Annotated in this window: 14 protein-coding genes; 2 read left to right on the forward strand and 12 right to left on the reverse strand. The window is 32.6% G+C overall.

Annotation, left to right across the window (positions count from 1 at the left end):
* Positions 1 to 11 precede the first annotated feature (11 nt).
* Entirely contained in the window at positions 12 to 1,478 is a 1,467-nt protein-coding gene (locus tag QBK95_RS16030; protein WP_280935560.1) for a M28 family peptidase, read from the reverse strand.
* A 223-nt stretch (positions 1,479 to 1,701) separates the two neighbouring features.
* On the opposite strand from QBK95_RS16030, the gene QBK95_RS16035 reads away from it, so the two are divergent.
* Both QBK95_RS16035 and QBK95_RS16040 read left to right on the forward strand, forming a co-directional pair.
* Complete coding sequence (locus tag QBK95_RS16035) at positions 1,702 to 2,832, forward strand: vWA domain-containing protein (RefSeq protein WP_280935561.1); 1,131 nt, start codon at positions 1,702 to 1,704, stop codon at positions 2,830 to 2,832.
* 39 nt (positions 2,833 to 2,871) lie between these two features.
* Positions 2,872 to 4,335 carry a magnesium chelatase gene (locus QBK95_RS16040; protein ID WP_280935562.1) on the forward strand — a complete coding sequence of 488 codons (1,464 nt, stop codon included), beginning with the start codon at positions 2,872 to 2,874 and terminating at the stop codon, positions 4,333 to 4,335.
* Positions 4,336 to 4,346: 11 nt separating this feature from the next.
* On the opposite strand, the gene QBK95_RS16045 is transcribed toward QBK95_RS16040, so the two are convergent.
* The 11 genes from QBK95_RS16045 to QBK95_RS16095 form a co-directional block, all read right to left on the reverse strand.
* Positions 4,347 to 5,171 (reverse strand): DUF1853 family protein, encoded by an 825-nt coding sequence (locus QBK95_RS16045; RefSeq protein ID WP_280935563.1) that lies wholly within the window; start codon positions 5,169 to 5,171, stop codon positions 4,347 to 4,349.
* A 5-nt stretch (positions 5,172 to 5,176) separates the two neighbouring features.
* Complete coding sequence (locus tag QBK95_RS16050) at positions 5,177 to 7,237, reverse strand: response regulator (RefSeq protein ID WP_280935564.1); 2,061 nt, start codon at positions 7,235 to 7,237, stop codon at positions 5,177 to 5,179.
* A 3-nt stretch (positions 7,238 to 7,240) separates the two neighbouring features.
* Positions 7,241 to 9,328 carry a response regulator gene (locus QBK95_RS16055; protein ID WP_280935565.1) on the reverse strand — a complete coding sequence of 696 codons (2,088 nt, stop codon included), beginning with the start codon at positions 9,326 to 9,328 and terminating at the stop codon, positions 7,241 to 7,243.
* A gap of 129 nt (positions 9,329 to 9,457) precedes the next feature.
* Positions 9,458 to 10,474, reverse strand: a complete 1,017-nt coding sequence (locus tag QBK95_RS16060) for a pirin family protein (protein ID WP_280935566.1) — start codon at positions 10,472 to 10,474, stop codon at positions 9,458 to 9,460.
* A gap of 3 nt (positions 10,475 to 10,477) precedes the next feature.
* Positions 10,478 to 11,974, reverse strand: a complete 1,497-nt coding sequence (locus tag QBK95_RS16065; RefSeq protein WP_280935567.1) for a S10 family peptidase — start codon at positions 11,972 to 11,974, stop codon at positions 10,478 to 10,480.
* 10 nt (positions 11,975 to 11,984) lie between these two features.
* The gene (locus QBK95_RS16070) at positions 11,985 to 12,485 is read right to left on the reverse strand and encodes a TlpA family protein disulfide reductase (RefSeq protein ID WP_280935568.1); all 501 of its coding nucleotides are present in this window, start codon (positions 12,483 to 12,485) and stop codon (positions 11,985 to 11,987) included.
* Between the two features lie 18 nt (positions 12,486 to 12,503).
* Positions 12,504 to 13,883 (reverse strand): amidohydrolase family protein, encoded by a 1,380-nt coding sequence (locus tag QBK95_RS16075; RefSeq protein WP_280935569.1) that lies wholly within the window; start codon positions 13,881 to 13,883, stop codon positions 12,504 to 12,506.
* 11 nt (positions 13,884 to 13,894) lie between these two features.
* Positions 13,895 to 15,340 carry an amidohydrolase family protein gene (locus tag QBK95_RS16080; protein WP_280935570.1) on the reverse strand — a complete coding sequence of 482 codons (1,446 nt, stop codon included), beginning with the start codon at positions 15,338 to 15,340 and terminating at the stop codon, positions 13,895 to 13,897.
* Complete coding sequence (locus tag QBK95_RS16085) at positions 15,315 to 15,773, reverse strand: DUF3291 domain-containing protein (protein WP_280935571.1); 459 nt, start codon at positions 15,771 to 15,773, stop codon at positions 15,315 to 15,317. The genes QBK95_RS16080 and QBK95_RS16085 overlap by 26 nt, the downstream gene beginning before the upstream one ends.
* Before the next feature lie 3 nt (positions 15,774 to 15,776).
* On the reverse strand, positions 15,777 to 16,850 hold the full coding sequence (locus QBK95_RS16090; protein WP_280935572.1) for a proline iminopeptidase-family hydrolase: 1,074 nt from the start codon (positions 16,848 to 16,850) through the stop codon (positions 15,777 to 15,779).
* A gap of 11 nt (positions 16,851 to 16,861) precedes the next feature.
* The gene (locus tag QBK95_RS16095; RefSeq protein WP_280935573.1) at positions 16,862 to 20,170 is read right to left on the reverse strand and encodes an amidohydrolase family protein; all 3,309 of its coding nucleotides are present in this window, start codon (positions 20,168 to 20,170) and stop codon (positions 16,862 to 16,864) included.
* Positions 20,171 to 20,245: the final 75 nt, after the last annotated feature.

A 20,245-nucleotide genomic window follows, 5' to 3' on the forward strand; every position in this document is an offset into this window, starting at 1 on the left:
ACAATTCAATGTTACTTTTTGTTGTATAGTTTTTTACCTGCTTCATAGTATTTGTCACCTTCTATCCAAAATGGAGTATCAGGATTGTTAGCAATGTTTCTACATGCCAAGACATATGATTGAAAAAATTTAAGTAGATAATCATAATCCAACGTATCGGGGTTATCAGTTATCTGATGATAGTATTTTGCGATTTCTTTATCAAAAGCGGTGAAACCCATACTGAATGTTGGTGCGGGAATTCCTTTAGCAGCAAAATTTACATTATCAGAACGATCAAACAAGCCTTGTTCTGGAGCTGGATCTCCAATAGCTTTTAGCCCAAACGCGTTAGCAGCATTTTTTATATCTTCTGATGCTGTAGTTCTTTCTAAACCAACGATAGTCGCTATGCTTGTATCGTTATATCCTCCATTATCACTATTAAAACAATATACCATTTGGTGTAACGGAATCATTGGATGATCTACATACCAAGTACTACCTAATAATCCTTTTTCTTCACCAGTAAATAAGATAAATAAAGCAGATCTTTTAGTTGGGTGTTTAGCAATGTTTTTTGCTGCGGATAAAACGGTAACTGTACCAACAGCATTATCTCGGGCACCATTATAGATTGAATCATTATCCACAGCAGTACCGATACCTACGTGGTCATAATGGGCAGAATAAATAACAAATTCATTTTTTAATTTTGGATCCGTACCTTCTACCATGCCGACTACATTTTGTGATTGCACAGTACCTTTTTTGATTCCATCAATATTTAAGGTAGTCTGAATTTCGTTTTTGTCAGTAAAGAAGGCACCAATCGATTCTTTTTGATCATTAATCCAGATATAAGTAAAATCATTTGTTTTCTCTTCTTTAGAAACGTTCATTTTTTCGCCATTAAAACTATGATCCAATTGCGTCCAGATTTTATCATTTACATTAATGATTTCTATAATGCCAACAGCACCATTTTCTTTAGCCAAAGCGGTTTTCTCCTTTATTTTTGAAAATGCAAACCGAAGATCACGATTGTCTTTAGTACCAGAATAGGTTACCACCATTTTCCCTGTTACATCCGTGTTTTTGTAATCTTCAGACATACCATAATTGAGAAATACAGTGGCTCCAGAATATGACGTATTAATTTTATTCAGTGTTATTATTTTTGAGGTAGAGAAATCATTAGTTTTAAATGTTGCATTGTTAAATGGAGAAGTTGTGTTTAGCATAACCTCTTGAAAATAGTTATTGTTTTCAGCAACTGACTTTACACCGTATCCGCGAAGCATATTAGTTAAATATTGTGCAGCTATTTTGTTTTCTGGTGTACCAGTTTGCCTTCCTTTTAATTCATCAGAAGCTAGAAAATAAATGTGTCCTTCAATTTCATTTTTAGAAACTGTAGACTTTACTTTTTCAATATCATTCTGCGCGAAAAGGGTATATGAAATGCTTAAAAGCAGAAATAAGATTAGATTTTTCATAAAGTTGATTGTAATGAAGTTTTATTATATGACGAAAATGTATTTTGAAATACATTTAAAAAATGTACCCGAATATCTCAAAGATACGGATTGTAAGGAATTAATATATTACAAAAAGAAATGGGGAGTGATCTAAGGTTAATTCTCCAAAACATATGTTAATTCTGATGAATTAGAGCCCTTTTCAGTCGATATCTTTTATAAATTATGCTAACTTTATATAATGGAAAAGAAAAAGGAAATTTTTAAAAAAGGGTTTGCTTTTAAGAAATATGAGGCTCCAGAACAGTCTCCATTTGATAAGCTTTTTGATATTTTTCAAGAAATTATTACGCATACTTCTGGGGATCTGGATGAGGCTATAGATTGGATGAAAGAACTGGATAGAGAATATGAACTTACCAGTGAGGACTATACCATGGATGATTTTATCGAAGATCTTAAAAGGAAAGGATATATCCGTGAAGAAATAAGACCAGATGGTAAAGGTGGAATGTCTATTACATCTAAAACAGAACAATCGATCAGACAAAGAGCATTGGATCAGATATTTGGAAATTTAAAGCGAGGAAGAACTGGAAATCATAGAACAAAATATACAGGAAGAGGTGATGAACATGCTGGAGAGTTTAGAAATTACCAATATGGGGATGCGATAGAAAGAATATCGATAACCGAAAGTTTAAAAAATGCACAGATAAATCATGGAATTGGTAATTTTAATCTAACTGAAGATGATCTGGTAGTTGAAGAAACTCAATTCAAAGCCCAAATGAGTACAGTGCTGATGATCGACATTAGTCATAGTATGATTTTATATGGAGAAGATCGTATCACTCCCGCTAAAAAAGTAGCAATGGCATTAGCTGAACTCATAACTACAAGATATCCTAAAGATACTCTAGATATTTTAGTGTTTGGAAATGATGCCTGGCCAATTGCAATTAAGGACTTACCCTATTTACAAGTTGGACCTTATCATACCAATACAGTTGCTGGGTTACAGTTAGCAATGGATATGCTTAGAAGGAAACGAAATACCAACAAACAGATTTTTATGATTACTGATGGTAAACCTAGTTGCCTAAGAATGTCTGATGGACAGTATTATAAGAATAGTAATGGATTGGATAGGCAAATTGTAAATAAATGTTATATGATGGCACAACAGGCTAGAAAACTGCACATTCCCATTACCACATTTATGATTGCACAAGATCCTTATTTGATGCAGTTTGTAAGAGAATTTACGCACGCTAATCAAGGAAAAGCTTTTTATACAGGCTTAAAAGGTTTGGGTGAAATGATTTTTGAGGATTATGAAACCAATAGAAAAAAAAGAATTAGAGGATAAAAGATAGTATACAACTAGAATTTTGCTGAGAAGAAAAATATGGATACAAAGAGTATAAAAACATTTGGACAATTAAAAGAATCAGGATATAAAAGTAAAAGTATAAAGGATGAACTTAGAGATAATTTAAGAACTAAGATAAGTAATAAAGAAGATACTTTTGTGGGTGTTCATGGATATGAAAATACAGTAATTCCAGAACTGGAGCGGGCAATCTTATCTAGACATAATATCAATTTATTAGGATTACGAGGCCAAGCAAAAACTCGTTTAGCTAGACAAATGATTAACCTTTTAGATGAATGGATTCCTATAATAGAAGGATCAGAGATTCATGATGATCCATTTCATCCAATTTCGAGATATGCAGTTAATTTAATCAAAGAAAAAGGAGATGAAACCCCTGTTTCTTGGATCCATAGGAATGATCGTTTTGCAGAGAAATTGGCAACACCAGACGTAACTGTTGCAGATATTATTGGAGATGTAGATCCTATCAAAGCGGCGAATCTAAAATTAAGCTATGCAGATGATAGAGTAATCCATTTTGGGATGATTCCTAGAGCTAACCGTTGCATTTTTGTAATTAATGAATTACCTGATTTACAAGCACGTATTCAGGTAGCTTTATTTAATATTTTACAAGAAGGAGACATACAGATAAGAGGATTTAAACTTAGGTTGCCATTAGATATGCAATTTGTATTTACTGCTAACCCTGAAGATTATACCAATAGAGGTAGTATCGTTACTCCGCTTAAAGATAGAATTGGTTCTCAAATACTAACTCATTACCCAGAAACAATTGAAATAGCTAAGACTATAACGCAACAAGAAGCAAAATTAGATGTTAGGCAAAGCAATCTGGTACATATACCAGATTTAGCTAAGGATTTATTAGAACAAATTAGTTTTCAAGCAAGAGAAAGTGAGTTTGTTGATGCTAAAAGTGGTGTAAGTGCGAGAATGAGTATAACTGCTTATGAAAACTTATTAAGCACTGCAGAATATAGGTCATTAAAATCTGGAGATGATCAAACCTTATTGAGGTTGAGTGATTTTATGGGTGTTGTTCCTGCAATTACTGGTAAAATAGAATTGGTTTATGAAGGAGAACAAGAAGGAGCGGCTTCTGTTGCGCATGCTTTGATTTCTGATGCTATAAAAACCTTGTTTCCGGAGTATTTTCCTAAAATTGAAAGATTGGAAAAAGAAGGTGAAAGAAGTCCATATCAGGAATTGATTGATTGGTTTTTTGAAGAAAGTGGTTTTGAACTTTTAGATGATGTTCCAGAATCAGTGTACCTTGAGACACTGGACCAAATAAAACCACTAAATGATTTGATTCATAAGTATCAAGAAACTGTTGATCATAAGGACAGTTATTTTATGAAGGAATTTTTGTTATGGGGATTAGTAGAATATAAAAAATTAAGTAAATACAGACTTTCTGAGGGATTTAGATTTAAAGATTTATACGGTAGTTATATAAGTGATTTATAAGATATTTGTAACTACCACCAAACAATAAAACATTTAGAAAAAGAATCTTCATTGCTTTTTATCCAAAGTAATGGAGATTTTTTTTTGGAGAGCGAGGTTTTTAGTTGCTTCGATATTGCTTCGAATGAAAGCCAAACTTTGTTATTCTTAGGATGAACGATCCAATCTTTTTTTTGAGGAATATAAAAAAGAAGTGCACTATACTTTTCTGTTGTAAATTCTTCTGAATGGATCCAAAACCCTTGAATACAATCCTTATTAAGATGTAATATAGGTGTATGTAGATATGATAAAGGAAGGAATAGATTTCCGAAAAAACATATTTGCTGTGTAATATTATTACAATGAAGCCCTAATTCTTCGAGAGCAAGAATAGTTTCTTTACGATAGAGTAGTGGTAGTTGTTTTTCTTTTAACTTATTTACTTTTTCTAACAGACTATCTTTTTGATTAGGACCAATCCATCTTTCTAGCTCTGTTTCACTTGTTTTAGGGTTATATAGGTAGAATTTATAAATTAGTTCAATATGCAAAACGGATTGTTGCCGTTTATCTTCTATCAAAAAATCTAATTCGCCAATAGTTATTTTATTCTTAAAGATCTGTAGACTTTTTAGAATGATATTATAGTGCTTATTTTTAAGTAAATAATACTCAAAAAAATGTTCAATTCTTTTTCCTAATACCTCATTATCAGAAATATTAATGTGCAAATCATTTGGAATGATTTTAGAGGATTCAGTCGTAATAAATTGTGATAATCCAAAAAGAGCGTCATCTTTCCAGAGCAAGTGACTGTCTAAAAAGCCTTGGTATTGTTCCTTGATTGAGAGCAATGGTATTATTTGTTAGTGAACAAAGAAAAATATTTATCTAGGATAGGTCTTAGTATTTTTCGATCTACAGGTTTAGAAACAAAATCATCACAACCAGCAGCTAGTGCTCTTTCGATATCTTCTTCTGTGGAGTAAGCGGTTTGTGCCACTACAGGTAATTGAGGGCGCATTTTTTTAATACGTTTTGTGGCATCATATCCATCCATAATTGGCATTTTAATGTCCATCAAAACCATATCAATATTTTCATTTTCTTCACATATTTCTACTGCTTCTTTACCATTTTTACCACGATAAATTACAAACTCAAAGTCAGTCATTTTGGTAAGAACAGTTTTTAAAAACAGATAATTTATTTCTCCATCTTCTGCAATTAGTACTACATGTTTTTCGGGTTTTATTTTTTCTTCTTTATTAGAAGATACGTCTACGTTATCCTGCATTGGGGTATAAGGAATTTTTAATAAGAAGGTTGTTCCTTCTTTTTCTTTACTTACAAAGGAAATTTTTCCTCCAATTAAATCAGCATATTTTTTGGCAATAGCTAGGCCCAAGCCGAGACCTCCAAAGTTTTTAGAAATTTCTTTTTCTGATTGAGAGAAACTCTTAAAAATAATTTTTTGATCTTTTTGCTTAATTCCAATTCCGGTATCTTTTATAGAGAATACTACAGAATCTTCCACAATATAAGAAAAGATTGTTACAGAACCAGTATTGGTGAATTTAATACCGTTGTCAATAAGACTACCAAGTATTTTATGAAGTTTTGACTTGTCGGTAGTAATAATGTTTTGATTTTCAGTAATTTTATTATCTAAATGTAATGCGAGATTTTTATCTTTTGCTTTATAGGTAAATTGAGAAATCAATCCCAAAAGAAGTTCTTTTATATTGGTCTCCGTAAAACGTACTTTGCTTTGTTTGGTTTCTAGTATAGAAATTTCCAAAATATTATCTACGGATGTAATAAGGTCTTTACCACTATCGATAATAATATCAGTGTATTCTCTTCTTTCTTCAGGAGTTAGAGAATTAGATCTTAATAAATCAGAAAACCCCATAATTCCATTCATAGGAGTTCTGATTTCATGAGATATATTCTGAATGAAATTAGTTTTTATTCGGTTACTTTCTTCCGCTTTGTCTTTTGCTATTTGTAGCTCTTTGGTCTTTTGATTGATTTTAAATTTTAAATAAAAATATATAAAGAGAATAGCTGTTAATGCTGATACCACAATAATGGATGTGATGATCCAAAATTTAGATTTTTTATAAAAAGGTTTAACCATAGTAAACAACCAATTATCTAAAATTGCTTGTTTTTCTTTATTAGAAACATTATTGGTTGCTTTAGATATAATTCGGTTAAGTACTTTGTTTTCTTTGGTTACAGCTATACTTGGAATATAACTATGACCTATTTCCGAGATCACTTTTAATTCAGTTAAATGTTCTGATTTCATTAAGTAATTAACCACAGCTTTTGGCCCAACATACGCATCACAAACTCCAGATTGGACCATCTGTAAACAAGTAATGTCATCGTCATAGTTTTGGATGTTTAGATACGGATAATACTCTCTAAGGTGATCGTCAATAGAATATCCTTTAGGTACAGTAACTATTTTAGAATAAAGGTCTTGAAGGGTTACAGAAGAATCGACATCTGATTTTACAACTAACACGAAAGGAGACTCAAAAAATTTCGTATAAAAATTTAGATATTTTTCTTTTTCAGTGGTCTTCTGCATCTCCAGAACAATATCTATCTTTTTCTTTTTGGTGTCTTCTAATAATGAACTCCAGTTTGTATAATATTTTTTCTCAAAGGTGTAATCTATTTTTTCTTCAATAAGATCAAGGTATTCGGTTAAGATTCCATCAATGCTGTCCTTTTTGTTGATAAATTGATATGGAGGATAATAAGGGTACACGGCCACACTAATTGTATCGATTTGCTGAAGCCAGTTTTTTTCTTTTTTATTAAGAACACCATTGTTGGAACAGGATGATATTCCTACAATTAAGGAAGTGATAAGAAAAAGATATGTTATTTTTTTACACATATGTTATTTTGAGTTGATCACCTTGTTACGCTTATTTTTAAATGCAGTGAAATATTTATTTAGTATTGGTTTAAGAACTTTTCTATCTACAGGTTTAGATACAAAGTCATCGCAACCAGCATCTAACGCTTTTTGTATATCATCTTCAATTGAATATGCTGTTTGTGCAATTATGGGTAAATCTGGCCTCATCTTTTTTATATATTTTGTAGCATCATACCCATCCATAATAGGCATTTTAATATCCATCAAAACCAAATCGATATTTTCATTTTCCTGACATATAGTTACTGCTTCTTTTCCGTTTTTGGCTCTGTAAATCATAAAATCATAATCCACCATTTTGGTAAGAATTGTTTTTAAAAACAAGAAATTGGTTTCTCCATCTTCAGCTATTAAAATAATATGCTTTTCTGCTTTGGGTTCTTTCTTTTTTTCATTATTCGCAATACCTGATGGATGTTGATGTACTGGATGATATGGTAATTTTACTCTAAAATTTGTACCATGGTTATTACTTTTCAGGTTTATCTCAGCTCCAATAAAATCGGCATTCTTTTTAGCAATAGTTAATCCTAAACCTAATCCCTTGTATTCACTGGTTGGATTCTCTGACGTAGATGCAAGACTTTCTTTGATATGATGTTGTTTTTTTTCGGGAATACCAATTCCAGTATCTTTTATAGATATACATAAAAAATCATTTTCTATGGTATATGAGATTGTTACCGACCCTTTTTCGGTATATTTAATAGCATTATCAACCAGAACATTCAGAACTTTATTTAATTTAGATCGATCCATTAATACGAGGTTCTGATGATCTGAAATATTGTTTTCTACCTCAAGCTTTATGTTTTTTTCTTTAGCTTTAATTTCATAATAGGATAGTATTGTTTGGAAAGTGCTTTGAAGATCGATTTCGACTAATCTAAGCGTAAACCTTTTAGTTTGTAATTGAGAAATTTCAAGAATATTGTCGATAATAGAAAGTAATTCTTTACTATTCCCTATAATCATTTGAGTAAACTTTTTTCTTTGTTCTGTACTTATCCCTTCATCATTAAGAAATTCTGAAAGTCCAATGATTCCATTCATAGGCGTTCGTATTTCTTGAGGTATGTTTTTAATAAAGTTGGTTTTTAAACGATTACTTTCTTCTGCAATATCCTTAGCAATTAATAGTTCTTCTGTTCTCTGTTTTATTTTAAACTTGAGATACGCGTTAAAAGAAGCGCCAATGATAAATAATAGTAATGTTATTAAAACAACAAGAATCCAAAACTTGGGTGTTTGATAAAAAGAGACCACATTAACATAAAACCAATTATTTAATATCGATTCTTTTTCTTCTTTTGTGATATTATTAATTGCTTTTGAAATAATACCATCAAGGATATCATTACTGGTATTGATTCCTAATCCAGGTTCATAGAAAAAATCAATACCAGAATTCAATTTTAAGTTATTGAGTTTTCCTGATCTAATAAAATAATTAGCAACAGCTCTAGGTCCAATATAGGCATCGAACTCACCAGCATTTAATTTTTGCAAACAGACTAATTCGTTTTTAAATGTTATGATATTAAATTCTGGATAACTGAGTTGTAAGTTTTCTGTTATTGCATAATCCTGAGGAACTACAATAGTTTTATTGTTTAGATCTTCTATTTTATTCCCAAAAGAGTCGTTCTTTCTGGTTACAATTACATGCTGAGATTTAAAAAGAGGAGTGTAAAATTTTAGATATGGTGTGCGATTTTGGGTTTCCTGTATTTCAAGAGTTAAATTAATCTTATTGTCTTTTAGATCTTGCAACAATATGGGCCATTCATCATATCGTTTTTTTTTGAATTTATAATTAATTTTTTGCTCTATAAGTTCAAAATAATCTATGAAAACTCCATCAACTTCGTTCTGTTCATTAATAAATTGATATGGAGGGTAATAGGGAAATAATCCAACGGTAATACTGTCGTTTTGTTGTAACCATTTTTTTTCATCATCACTTAACATTGATGATTGGGTACAAGAAAATATTGTAAAAAACAAGAGAAGTAGCAGGGGCAAGCATTGTAGTTTTTTGAGCATATAAATTAACTGTTTAAACCATTAACTTTTAATTCCCTTAAATAAAGATAGTATTTTAATAGTAGTTTTAAAAGAGAAATGAATCAAAATCTACAAGTAAAATAGGTTATGTTGTTCTTTTTTAGTTTGTTAGGTGTTTTTAGTTATTTCAGTGCCGTCTGGGTATAATGCAAAACGTCCTTTAGATTTTTCATGTACGTGATCATAACTTTTCCACGGCCATCCACCGAATTCTGTTTGTTGATATTCTAAAATAGCTTCACGGATTTCTGCCTGACTATTCATTACAAATGGGCCTTGTTTTACTACTGGTTCTTGTATAGGTTTACCTTGCAGTAATAGAAAATGTGCTTCTGTATCACCATTTTTCAGTGTAAATTTTTTATCACCGTGAGTGATAATTTCATGATTTACTGGAATTGTATACCCTTCACTTGTAATTTCATTTCCTTTAAAGAAATAGACAGAACGATTTATTCCTTTTGATGTATTGGGGAATGTATATTCTGCATTTGGAGCCATCTTGATTGTCCAAATAGCAATTTCATTTTCTGGATTGGCTGCCCATGAGTCTGGTGCAGGATCAGGAGCTGTGTGTTCTTCAAGTTTTCCTGCAATTAATGTTATTTGTATCGTATTGCTATCAGCGTCCCTAACAGTTATTTCAGGTATTTCTTCTTTCCACAGCATTTTAAAATGAGGCGCTACCATTTTTTTATCTCTTGGTAAATTGAGCCAAATCTGAAACAATAAAAAGGGATTTTCTTCTTTTGTATTAAGTAAAGGAAACATTTCTGAATGTTGCACGCCTTTACCAGCTGTCATCCATTGAACATCACCATTGCCAAATCTTCCAGCAGCACCCAAGGAATCAGAATGATCTACCAAACCTTTTTGTACAATGGTTACTGTTTCAAAACCACGATGAGGATGTGCAGGAAATCCAGGAACAGTATCGCCGTGATACATTCTCCATCCATCTTTAAGCACAAAATCCTGACCAATATTTCTTCCTTCAAGAGAAGCATTTGGGCCAAGTTTTTCATTTCCTTTAGGATACTGATCTTCGTGATATGCACAAAATAAGAATGGATCGCTGGTTTCCCAAGTGAAACCTAATGGTTTGATTTTAATAATTGCACCCATAGTTTAATATTTAGAGCCTTTGGATATTTTAGAAGAAGATGTAGTAATAAATGTTCTAATATCTTCATTAGCCTGAATTAAATCTTCATTACGAAGATACATCATATGGCCACTGCGATATCCTTTAAAACTAAGTCGATTCGTTAATTTTCCATTAGCGTTAAGTTGCCACATTACATACTTTGCATTAAAATAGGTTGTAGCACCGTCAAAATATCCTGATTGAATCATGGTATGTAAATTAGCATTCATTGCCATGGCTTTTCTAAGATTTTCTCCAGTATTATTGCCTTTTGTTCTGTCCCAAGGGCGCACAGGTCCAAACATATTATATTTTAGATCTGTCTTAAAATTTAATTCCTCAGTGATATAGTAATTGATTGCTGGTGTAAACGCATGTAGCCAGGCCGTTAATTCACTGTTATAATCTGGACTATCACCAGATTCTTTGATATCCATTCCTTTATACCTAGAATCTAATCTACCTATTGTATACCCTTCTTTTTCTCTAAGCAGATCTTTCCAGAAATAACTTTTTGGTACTTCAAGGTTGTTTTGACGTATTGTTTTCTTCGATAAGCCAGAATAGTAGGCCATCTTAGTAATGATCTCTTCTTTTTTGGAATTAGATAGGTAGCCTCCTTTTACAATTGCAGGAAGTAATTCATTGATTGCGTAATTTTCTACTTCAGGCAATATTTCTAATAGATCCTTACTTTGCAATTCTGTGGGTAACATCTTATGATACCAGGCAGCAGCGGTAAAATAGGGAAGGCGATTTGCCACTTCTACTGGTCCGTCAAACTTAAAACCAATCTGAGTAGGAGATACTAGAATTACTCCATTCAGAAACATCCAATGGCTATCCTGTAATTCTAGAGCTAAGCCAGAAACTCTCGTGGTTCCATAACTTTCTCCAATTAAATATTTAGGAGAACGCCAACGATTGTTCCTTGTCATAAAGGTATTGATCCATGTTGCTAAATATTTAATATCCTCATTGACTCCAAAAAATATTTTCTTGTCTGGCATCTTACCTTCTGCATCCTTTAACATTCTGGAATATCCTGTATTTACTGGATTCACAAATACGATATCTGCTACATCTAATATTGAATTAGGATTGGCTTTGATTCCGTATGGTTGAACAGGAAAACCTTCATTATCTATTTTTAGAATTCTGGGACCAGTGTAGGCCACATGCATCCATACAGAGGCAGATCCTGGACCTCCGTTAAAGGAAATTAGTAAAGGCCTGTTTTCATCATTTTTAATATCATTTCTTTTGTAGTATGTGTAAAATAGAGAGGCAATGGGTTCTCCCATTTCATTCCAAACTGGCTGGAACCCTGTAGTCGCTTTATAAGGTATTGTTTTTCCTTTAATGATAGTGGTATGATTGGTAACTACAGTAGTGTCAATTGGTATTTTTACCTTTTGAGCATGTATAGATAATGCAAAGCATATTAGAGAGACTAATAGTACATATGTTTTTCTCATCATATGGGATTTATATATTTTGTTTAACAAGTTCTTTAAAGCTTCCAGAAGCTGGATGTGGACAATTTTTATTGATAATCTTACCATTTTTATCCACAAGTATAATAACAGGAATCGATGTTGACGATCCCGCAAAGCCTTCATCTTGCCAAGAAACAGTAATAAATTTTATTAATGGATTATTTTTTCCAATTAAATAGTGATGATCATTTGTTTTTCTTTTTGAAACAAAACTTACCCATTGATCATAATTATGATCAATGGAAATAGAAATAACTTCCACTTTACCTTTGTAAGAAGCTTTTATTTTTTCTAGATCAGGCATTTGAGCAATACAAGGTTTACACCAAGTTGCCCAAAAATCAATAATTGTAAGTTTATCAATTTGATCTAAAATATTTATTTCTTCACCATTAACATTAAATACTGTTACATCTGGAATATTATTTTCCTGCGCAATTATGTTATAAGAGCACGCTAAGAATATTAAAAAGAAGAGTGCTTTTGTCATCAGTTTTTATTTCTAAAGTTAGTTATTTGCCGCGTTATTAGCGATTTCTTCTAGCTTTTTATTAATATCTTCTTTTGAAAGCCATTTTCCTTGGATCATGACTCCATAAATTTGTTGTAAAGATTTAATGTTTTGCAAAGGGTTTTGGTCTAATATAACGAGATCAGCTTCAAGCCCTTCTTTAACTTGTCCAAAAATATTTTGCTGATTAAAGAATTTTGCAGGATTGATAGTTCCAGATTGTATAATTTGCAAAGGAGTTAAACCCGCTTGTTTCATTCCGTTGATTTCATGATGAATTGAGAAGCCTGGTACATTAAATAGTTGAGGAGCATCAGATCCTAATAACATTCCGTGACCTTGATCTTGTAAGGCTTTGATTAATTTTCTTCTGATGGAATTAAATTGCTTCCATTGTTCTTCATTAAAATTAGGGTTGTTTTCAGTGTATTGTCCTTTTCTCTGTTTCCAATTAACTAATGTAGAGGCTGGCATATACTTCATTTCTGGATCTTGTAATAATACGTCGGCAGATACTGGAGCAAACCATCGTTCGAATAAACTTTGAGTAGGAACAATCCAAACTTGGTTTTTTTTAGAAAGTTTTACCAGTTCATCGATTTTAGATTCATCAGCTAATGGAGTAAAATTATATCCAAAAAATCCATTGTCTGAGGGATTAACATTTGCTGAAGCGGGAACTAAACCTTCTAGAAAACCATCTACATGATCAATTGAAGCGTAATTACTTTCTATAGCGTGACGAATACCAACATCTGTGGGAATGTGACCAGAAAAAGTGATCCCAACGTCATTAGCTGTTGTTACTACTTGATCAAAAACTTCTAGTTTAATTCCTGGATGAATCTTAAGAAAATCATATCCTTCTTTTTTATATGTTGTGACTTTGGAAATAGCTTCTTCTTTAGTTTGAACTGAATTACCGTTTAGCGAAGGACTCGAAGTAAATATTCTTGGACTTAGAATTTCTCCTTTCGCTGCTTTTTCTCTTAATACAAGATGAGAAGAATGACCTAGCATCCCTCTGATAGTTGTGATTCCATTAGAAAGATATAGAAATAGAACTTCTTCAATACGTTTTTGGTTAGTAGAAGGCTGTGGAATATGTGCGTGCATCTCTGCTAATCCAGGGATTGCATATTTTCCATTACCATCAATTATAGTTGTATAATTCCCAATATTTTCTATAGTTTCAGAAATGCTTTTAATTTTTCCAGAATCGATAACAATCTGTTGTTTTTCTTTAACTGAACCACTAACGACATCAATAATATTGATATTAGTGATTAGCGTTCCTGATTTAATTTTAGGTTCTGATGGTTGTTGTGCACAAGCTATAAGTGATATAGCAAAGAGCAAAAAAAAATGTTTTTTCATTATAACGTGATTTAATTTTCAAAAGAAAAGCACTCTTGACAATTGTATTGTTTTGTTATCTCTAAAGGATCGTATATTTTTTGCCCTTTGACTACCCGAAAAATATTTTGGGTATTCTTAATGTTTAATAGTGGATTCTCATGAAGAATTACAAGATCCGAATCTTTACCAATCTCTATGGTACCTGAGGTTTTATTCTTTTTAAGGTACTTAGATCCGTGATATGCTGAGGTCTGTATCGCTTCTAGTGGTGTCAATCCAACAGATACCATTGCTTCTAATTCTTTATGTAAAGAAATTCCCGAATAAGTATATGAATTATACGCGCCACTGTCTGATCCCGCCAGAAGTTTAACATCTGCCTCTTGTAAATATTTAGTAAGTTTTTTAAAGAAAGCGTTGAGTTCTTTTCTTGATTTTTTAGCTTCATCAGAAGCTGAAAGTGCTCGCTTGATACGGCCATCATAGGTTTTTATAATTCCTTTTCCGATGATTTTTAAGTAAGGATCATTACTATGATCTACTTCATCAAGATAACTTAGGATGTTTCCAATATGCAAGGTAGGTACCACATAAGTGTTATTATCTTTTAATTGGGAAAATGTTTTTTGAGCAGTACTATCATTATAGGTAGTAATCAAACTATCCATAGCATCCCAAAAACTTAATTCCTTACTAATAATAGCTTGTGTAATACTAGCTTCTTCAGAAGAACATCCTTTCAAAATATAATATAAGTGTTCAATAGCTCCAATTCCTGCATCGATAGCCTCGTTTAGTTCCACAGTAAAAGGCATATGGCCAGAAGAGATTACACCTCTATTTGTTGCTTGTTTTAGAATTTCTAAATAATTTTCTCTAGAAATTCTACTATCATATATTTTTACAAAATCAGAAGGTATTCGCGCTAATGAGTCCAAAGCTTTGGTTACATCTTCAGAAGACTCAATAACTAAAGAACCTGCCCAAGTTGCATTTGCTCCATCCAGTTTAGGGCCCGAAGTATAAATGGTTGGCCCAATAAGTTTATTGCCCTCTATTTCTTTTTTCCACTTTATTACCTCAGTAGTAAGATCACCTCCAGCATCTCTTATCGTGGTAATTCCGTTTGCTATAAATAGGGGAAGTAAGTTTTTGTTTTCATCTATCAATGCATCTCCACCTCTAAGATGAATATGATTATCCCAAAATCCTGGAAGAAGAAATTTTTCTGTACCGTCTATTTTATTTTTAGTTATATAGTTGTTAGTGCTATCATTATTTTCAAGCTTTACAATTTTTCCATCGTTGATATACATGGTCTTTTTAGAAATATTACCATTTTCAATCTCAATCAGGTTAACATTAGAAATTACAATATCATATTGCTTCTTTTCTTTTTTAGAACAACCTAAAATACTAAGGCATAGTAAAGTAAATATTATTATGATATCACTTTTCATAATTGATTGCATCATCGATTGTGAATTTACTTTTAAATGAGAAAGCATAAGGAGTTTCGCCATGCTCTTGTAAATAATATAAACGTTCCTTAGCTTCTTCAGGAGTAGGTTCGTGACCATCTTCTACATACCAAAAAGCCATATGCATTCGGGGCATTTTATGAAACCATTCCTTTTTCCGTTTTAAAATATCTGAATGTGCTGTTTTATAGACGAAATCAAATAGAGTTTCTATGTTTTCCCAAACAGACATATTAATAATTAGAAAAAGATTATCAAATACAGTGATAGCGGTTGCATTACCTTCATCACCTTTAAGCCTCCATATAAAACCTTGACTTTGTTCTGCCAATTCATTAATCCTATCCAGATTATTGACAAAGTCTTCCATGATAGGGTCATTAATTGGAGCAAGCATTTCGGCAATATTAACTTGAGCTAGTTGCATAGATTATTTATTGTCAAATGTTCCATTATCTACATCTTTAATAAACTTAATCAAACCATTAAAGAAGTTTTTTTGATCATCAAATTGTGATAAGTGACTTCCATTAGGACAATGCAGGTATCTACCATTTTGTACTTCATTGGCAATCCATTCCATTTCCTTAGGATCCATGGTATCATATGTTGCTCCAATGGCTAATGTAGGAACTGTAATTTGGGATAATTGATCCTTTACATCCCAATTTTTAAGAGTAGCATCTCCTTTGATTCCAAATTCACTTGGTCCCTGCATGGTAACATATACGTCTGGATTGAGGTGCTTAAACCCTCTATTAATTGGATCAGGCCATTGGTCAACTGGCATTCTTATAATATGTTTCGTATAATAGTGTTGCACAATTAAATCCAAATACCTTTCATTAGAATAATCTTCTTTATCCTCATAGCTCATAATTTCTTTTAATACTTCTGGGTCTAATTGTGGAGCTAACACTTCATCAGAATACTTTTGATATTCTGGAATAGAAGCAACCATATTAGAGATCACAAGTCCTTTCAGGTTTTTTTGATATTTTAAAGCGTATTGCATGCCCAAAATTCCTCCCCAAGATTGTCCGTAGAGGTAAAAATTATCTTTGTTTAATCCTAAAGCAATACGTACTTGTTCTACTTCTTCTACAAATCGATCAAGATCCCATAAGCTTTTATCTTTAGGTTGATCGCTATAATATGATCCAAGTTGGTCATAGTAGTAGTATTCAATACCTTCTTGAGGAAAAAAACCGTCAAAACATTCATAAATTTCATGGGTCATTCCTGGACCTCCGTGAAGCAGTAATACTTTGATTTTTGGATTACTACCTACTCGTTTTGTCCAAACTTTAAACGTTCCTTTGGGAGTAGTAATGGGTATCATTTTAATACCGCCCATAAACTGATCATCACGATTGGTATAATCAAAATAATTAGTTGTTTCTTTTTGCACTTTTTCAACAATCACTTTTTCTTCATTATTAGTGTTCGTGCAACTTTGAATTAGCATTGTAAAAATTACTAAAAACGGAACTAGATTTTTCATTATTTTATGTTTTAATTATGTCCTAAATGACATCCACATCCTGCACGTGTGAAGCTTTGAGATTCTTCATGCCAAGGGAATGCAGTGTTGGATTTGGTATGTTCCCACCAGAATTTGGTTCTTTTGGTAGTAGTATTACCAATCTCATTCATTGTATCTGTGTCGTATAATCGACCATTCACCATAGTGTATTTTACGGTTTCTGTGTTTCGGATATTTTCAAGCGGATTTTTATCCAAAACGATTAAATCTGCTAATTTCCCTTCTTTCAGAGATCCAATATCGTTTCCTGCTCCAATATAATTAGCTCCATTGATCGTAGCGGCCTGTAATGCTTGCATATTGGTCATGCCTCCTTGCTGTAACATCCACAATTCCCAATGAGCGCCAAGACCTTGTAATTGACCATGAGCTCCTAGATTTACTTTCACACCTTGATTGGTTAAAGAGGTAGCTGTTTTAGAAACTAAAATATGACCATTTTTATATTCTTCATCAGGAACCATAGTTCTATGACGTGAACGAGCATCAACAATACTTCTGGGAGTATATTTTAATAGTTTTTCATTTTCCCAAACATTATCTTTTTGATAGAAATAATATTCACCGTTCATTCCTCCGTAATTTACAATTAGGGTAGGAGTATATCCTGTTTTACTGGTCTTCCATAATTCATTCACATCTTTATATACGGGAGCAACAGGGATATTATGTTCTATACCAGTATGACCATCCATAATCATTGTCATATTGTGATAAAATGTAGAACCTCCTTCAGGAACTACATTTATTTTTAGTTCTCGTGCGGCCTGCATTACTTGTTGCCTCTGGTCTCTACGAGGTTGGTTATAACTTTTTACAGATTTAGCACCAAATGCTTTTGTTCGTCTTATAGATGATCTTGCATCTTCCAAATTGTTTACCACTGCCTTAAAGTCTCCATCTGCTCCATATAATATAAAACCAGTAGAGTAGAGGCGTGGTCCTACCATTTTTCCACTTTTTATTAATTCAGAAATGGTAAATACAGTTTCGGTATTTGCTGAGGGATCGTGTGCTGTGGTAACTCCGAATGCTAGATTGGCATACAATTGCCAGTGTTTTTGAGTTGTTAAACCATATCTAAATGCACCTACATGTGCATGTGCATCTATAATACCAGGCATAATTGTCTTGCCTTTTATATCAAATACCGTTACATCATCAGAAACTGTAATCTCACTTGTTTTTCCTATTTTTTCTATGATATTACCATTGATAATAATGGTTCCTTCTTCAATCACCTGATCATTTTCCATAGTAATGATTCGGGCATTGGTAAAAGCGATTTTCCCTGATGGAGTATCTGTGTTAGCGATTAAATTAATTTTGATACCTTCAGTACTAACATCTCCTACTTTTTCGGGAGAGTTTGGTAAGAAAGTGAATCGGTCTTTGATATTGTTAGAAAAATATTCATCTCCCAATGTCCAAAACACTTTTTTACTATCTCTAGACCAATGTAAATTAATTCCTGCATCCTTAGATAATTGAGATACAGGTACAGACTTAGATTTGTTATCCAGATCTATTTCTTTTCCATTAATAATAAGAGGTGCAACATATGCTTTATGTAAATGAGTGAAAGCAATCCATTGGTTATCTGGACTTGGCACCAATCTATTAGCATATTTAGATTTTACATGTGTCTTTTTATCTTTTCCGTTAAGATCTACAGATTTTAATTCTTTGGTTAGATTGCCAAAATAGGTTCCCCCTGTTTGATAGAAAATACGTTTTCCATCTTTAGTAAAAACAGGATATGCTCCTTCTTTTGAAATGAGTTTCCCATTAGCTCCTGTAGCAGACATTGTATAAATCCCTGTTTTTTTATCAAAACTTCTACCTTGATCACTATTACCTGCTTCTTTTCTATAGGCGATCATATTGTTAGCAGGATTATACACTGGTGTTCTATAAATCCCTTTTTCTGAAGTTAATTTGGTAACACTTCCTCCAGTGATAGGTGTTTTACAGATAGAACCAAGAGTTTCATCATTCCAGGTTACAAAAACTATATGTTGACCATCTGGAGAAAAACTAGGTTCAAACTCAAAATCTGTGGTTTGTGTTGTTAATCGCTGTGGCGCTCCTTTTGGTAGTTTTTTACTCCAAATATGACCAAGTGCGCTAAACACAATCGTTTTACCATCAGGAGAAGTTACTGCATTACGAATTACTTTAGCGGTAAATTCTTTTGGAGAAACAGGCGAATCAAAATGTACCGTTTCTGCAATATTTATGTTAGCATCTACCGTGAAAGGAATATTGGTTACACTGGAGTTTTCGATATTGATTTTATGAATCTTTCCTGCAGACCAGAATACAATTTCTTTATTATCAGGCATCCAACTAAAATTAGGATAGACTCCAAAAATAGCCCAAGCTTCTTGTTGATCTTTATTCAGTTGGTCATAAATTGGCCATTCTTCACCAGTTTCCAGGTCATGAATATATAAAACGGTTCTGGTACGTACTCTTTTTACAAAAGCCAATTTTTTTCCATCCCTAGATACTTGCGGTCTTGCTGCTCCTCCAGGTCCACCAGTTATTGTAGTCGTTTTTCCAGTTTCAAAATTATATCTTTTAATTACATAGATCTGTTTGTTTGGGTCTTTATTGTATTGAAAGAACCCTCCTGGATACATATCTTCGCTATAGTACATGAACTTTCCATCAGGAGAAACATTAGGTTCATTTACATCTTGTTGATCATTTTTTCTTTTGGTTAATTGTATCCCAGAACCTCCAGTAATATGAAATTGCCACATTTCTCCAGCACCTAATGAGCGTTGAGAAGTAAAATGTTTTCTGGCAATTAAATAATTATTATCGGGCATCCAAGTCGCATTATTAAGTAACCTGAATTTTTCTTTGGTAATTTGTGTAGCATTACTTCCATCGGTATCCATAATCCAAATGTTATCTCCACCACCAGCATCACTGGTAAATGATATTTTATTACCATCAGGACTAAAACGAGGTTGTACTTCAAAAGGAATACCTGTTCGTAAGGTTTTGGCTTTTCCTCCTGAAACAGGAATACTATAAATGTCTCCCAGAAGATCAAAAACTATTGTTTTTCCATCTGGACTTACATCGAGATTCATCCAAGTACCTTCATCAGTGGTAAATGCGTGTTTTTTATAATTAAATTCTCCTGTGGGGTTAGAAACATCCCATTTCGCCTCTTTTTTATCGTCTTTTTTGTCTTTTTGTGCTTGAATGTTCCATAGTAGAGATACTCCTAAAAATAGAGTAGTAAAGATGTGTTTGCGCATGATATTCAGTTTATCTAAACCGAAAATAATGAATTCAATAATAAAATGTCTTAAAGTGTTGTTAAGGGAGGTGTT

The sequence above is a fragment of the Aquimarina mycalae genome, assembly GCF_029906345.1.
Lineage (GTDB): Bacteria > Bacteroidota > Bacteroidia > Flavobacteriales > Flavobacteriaceae > Aquimarina.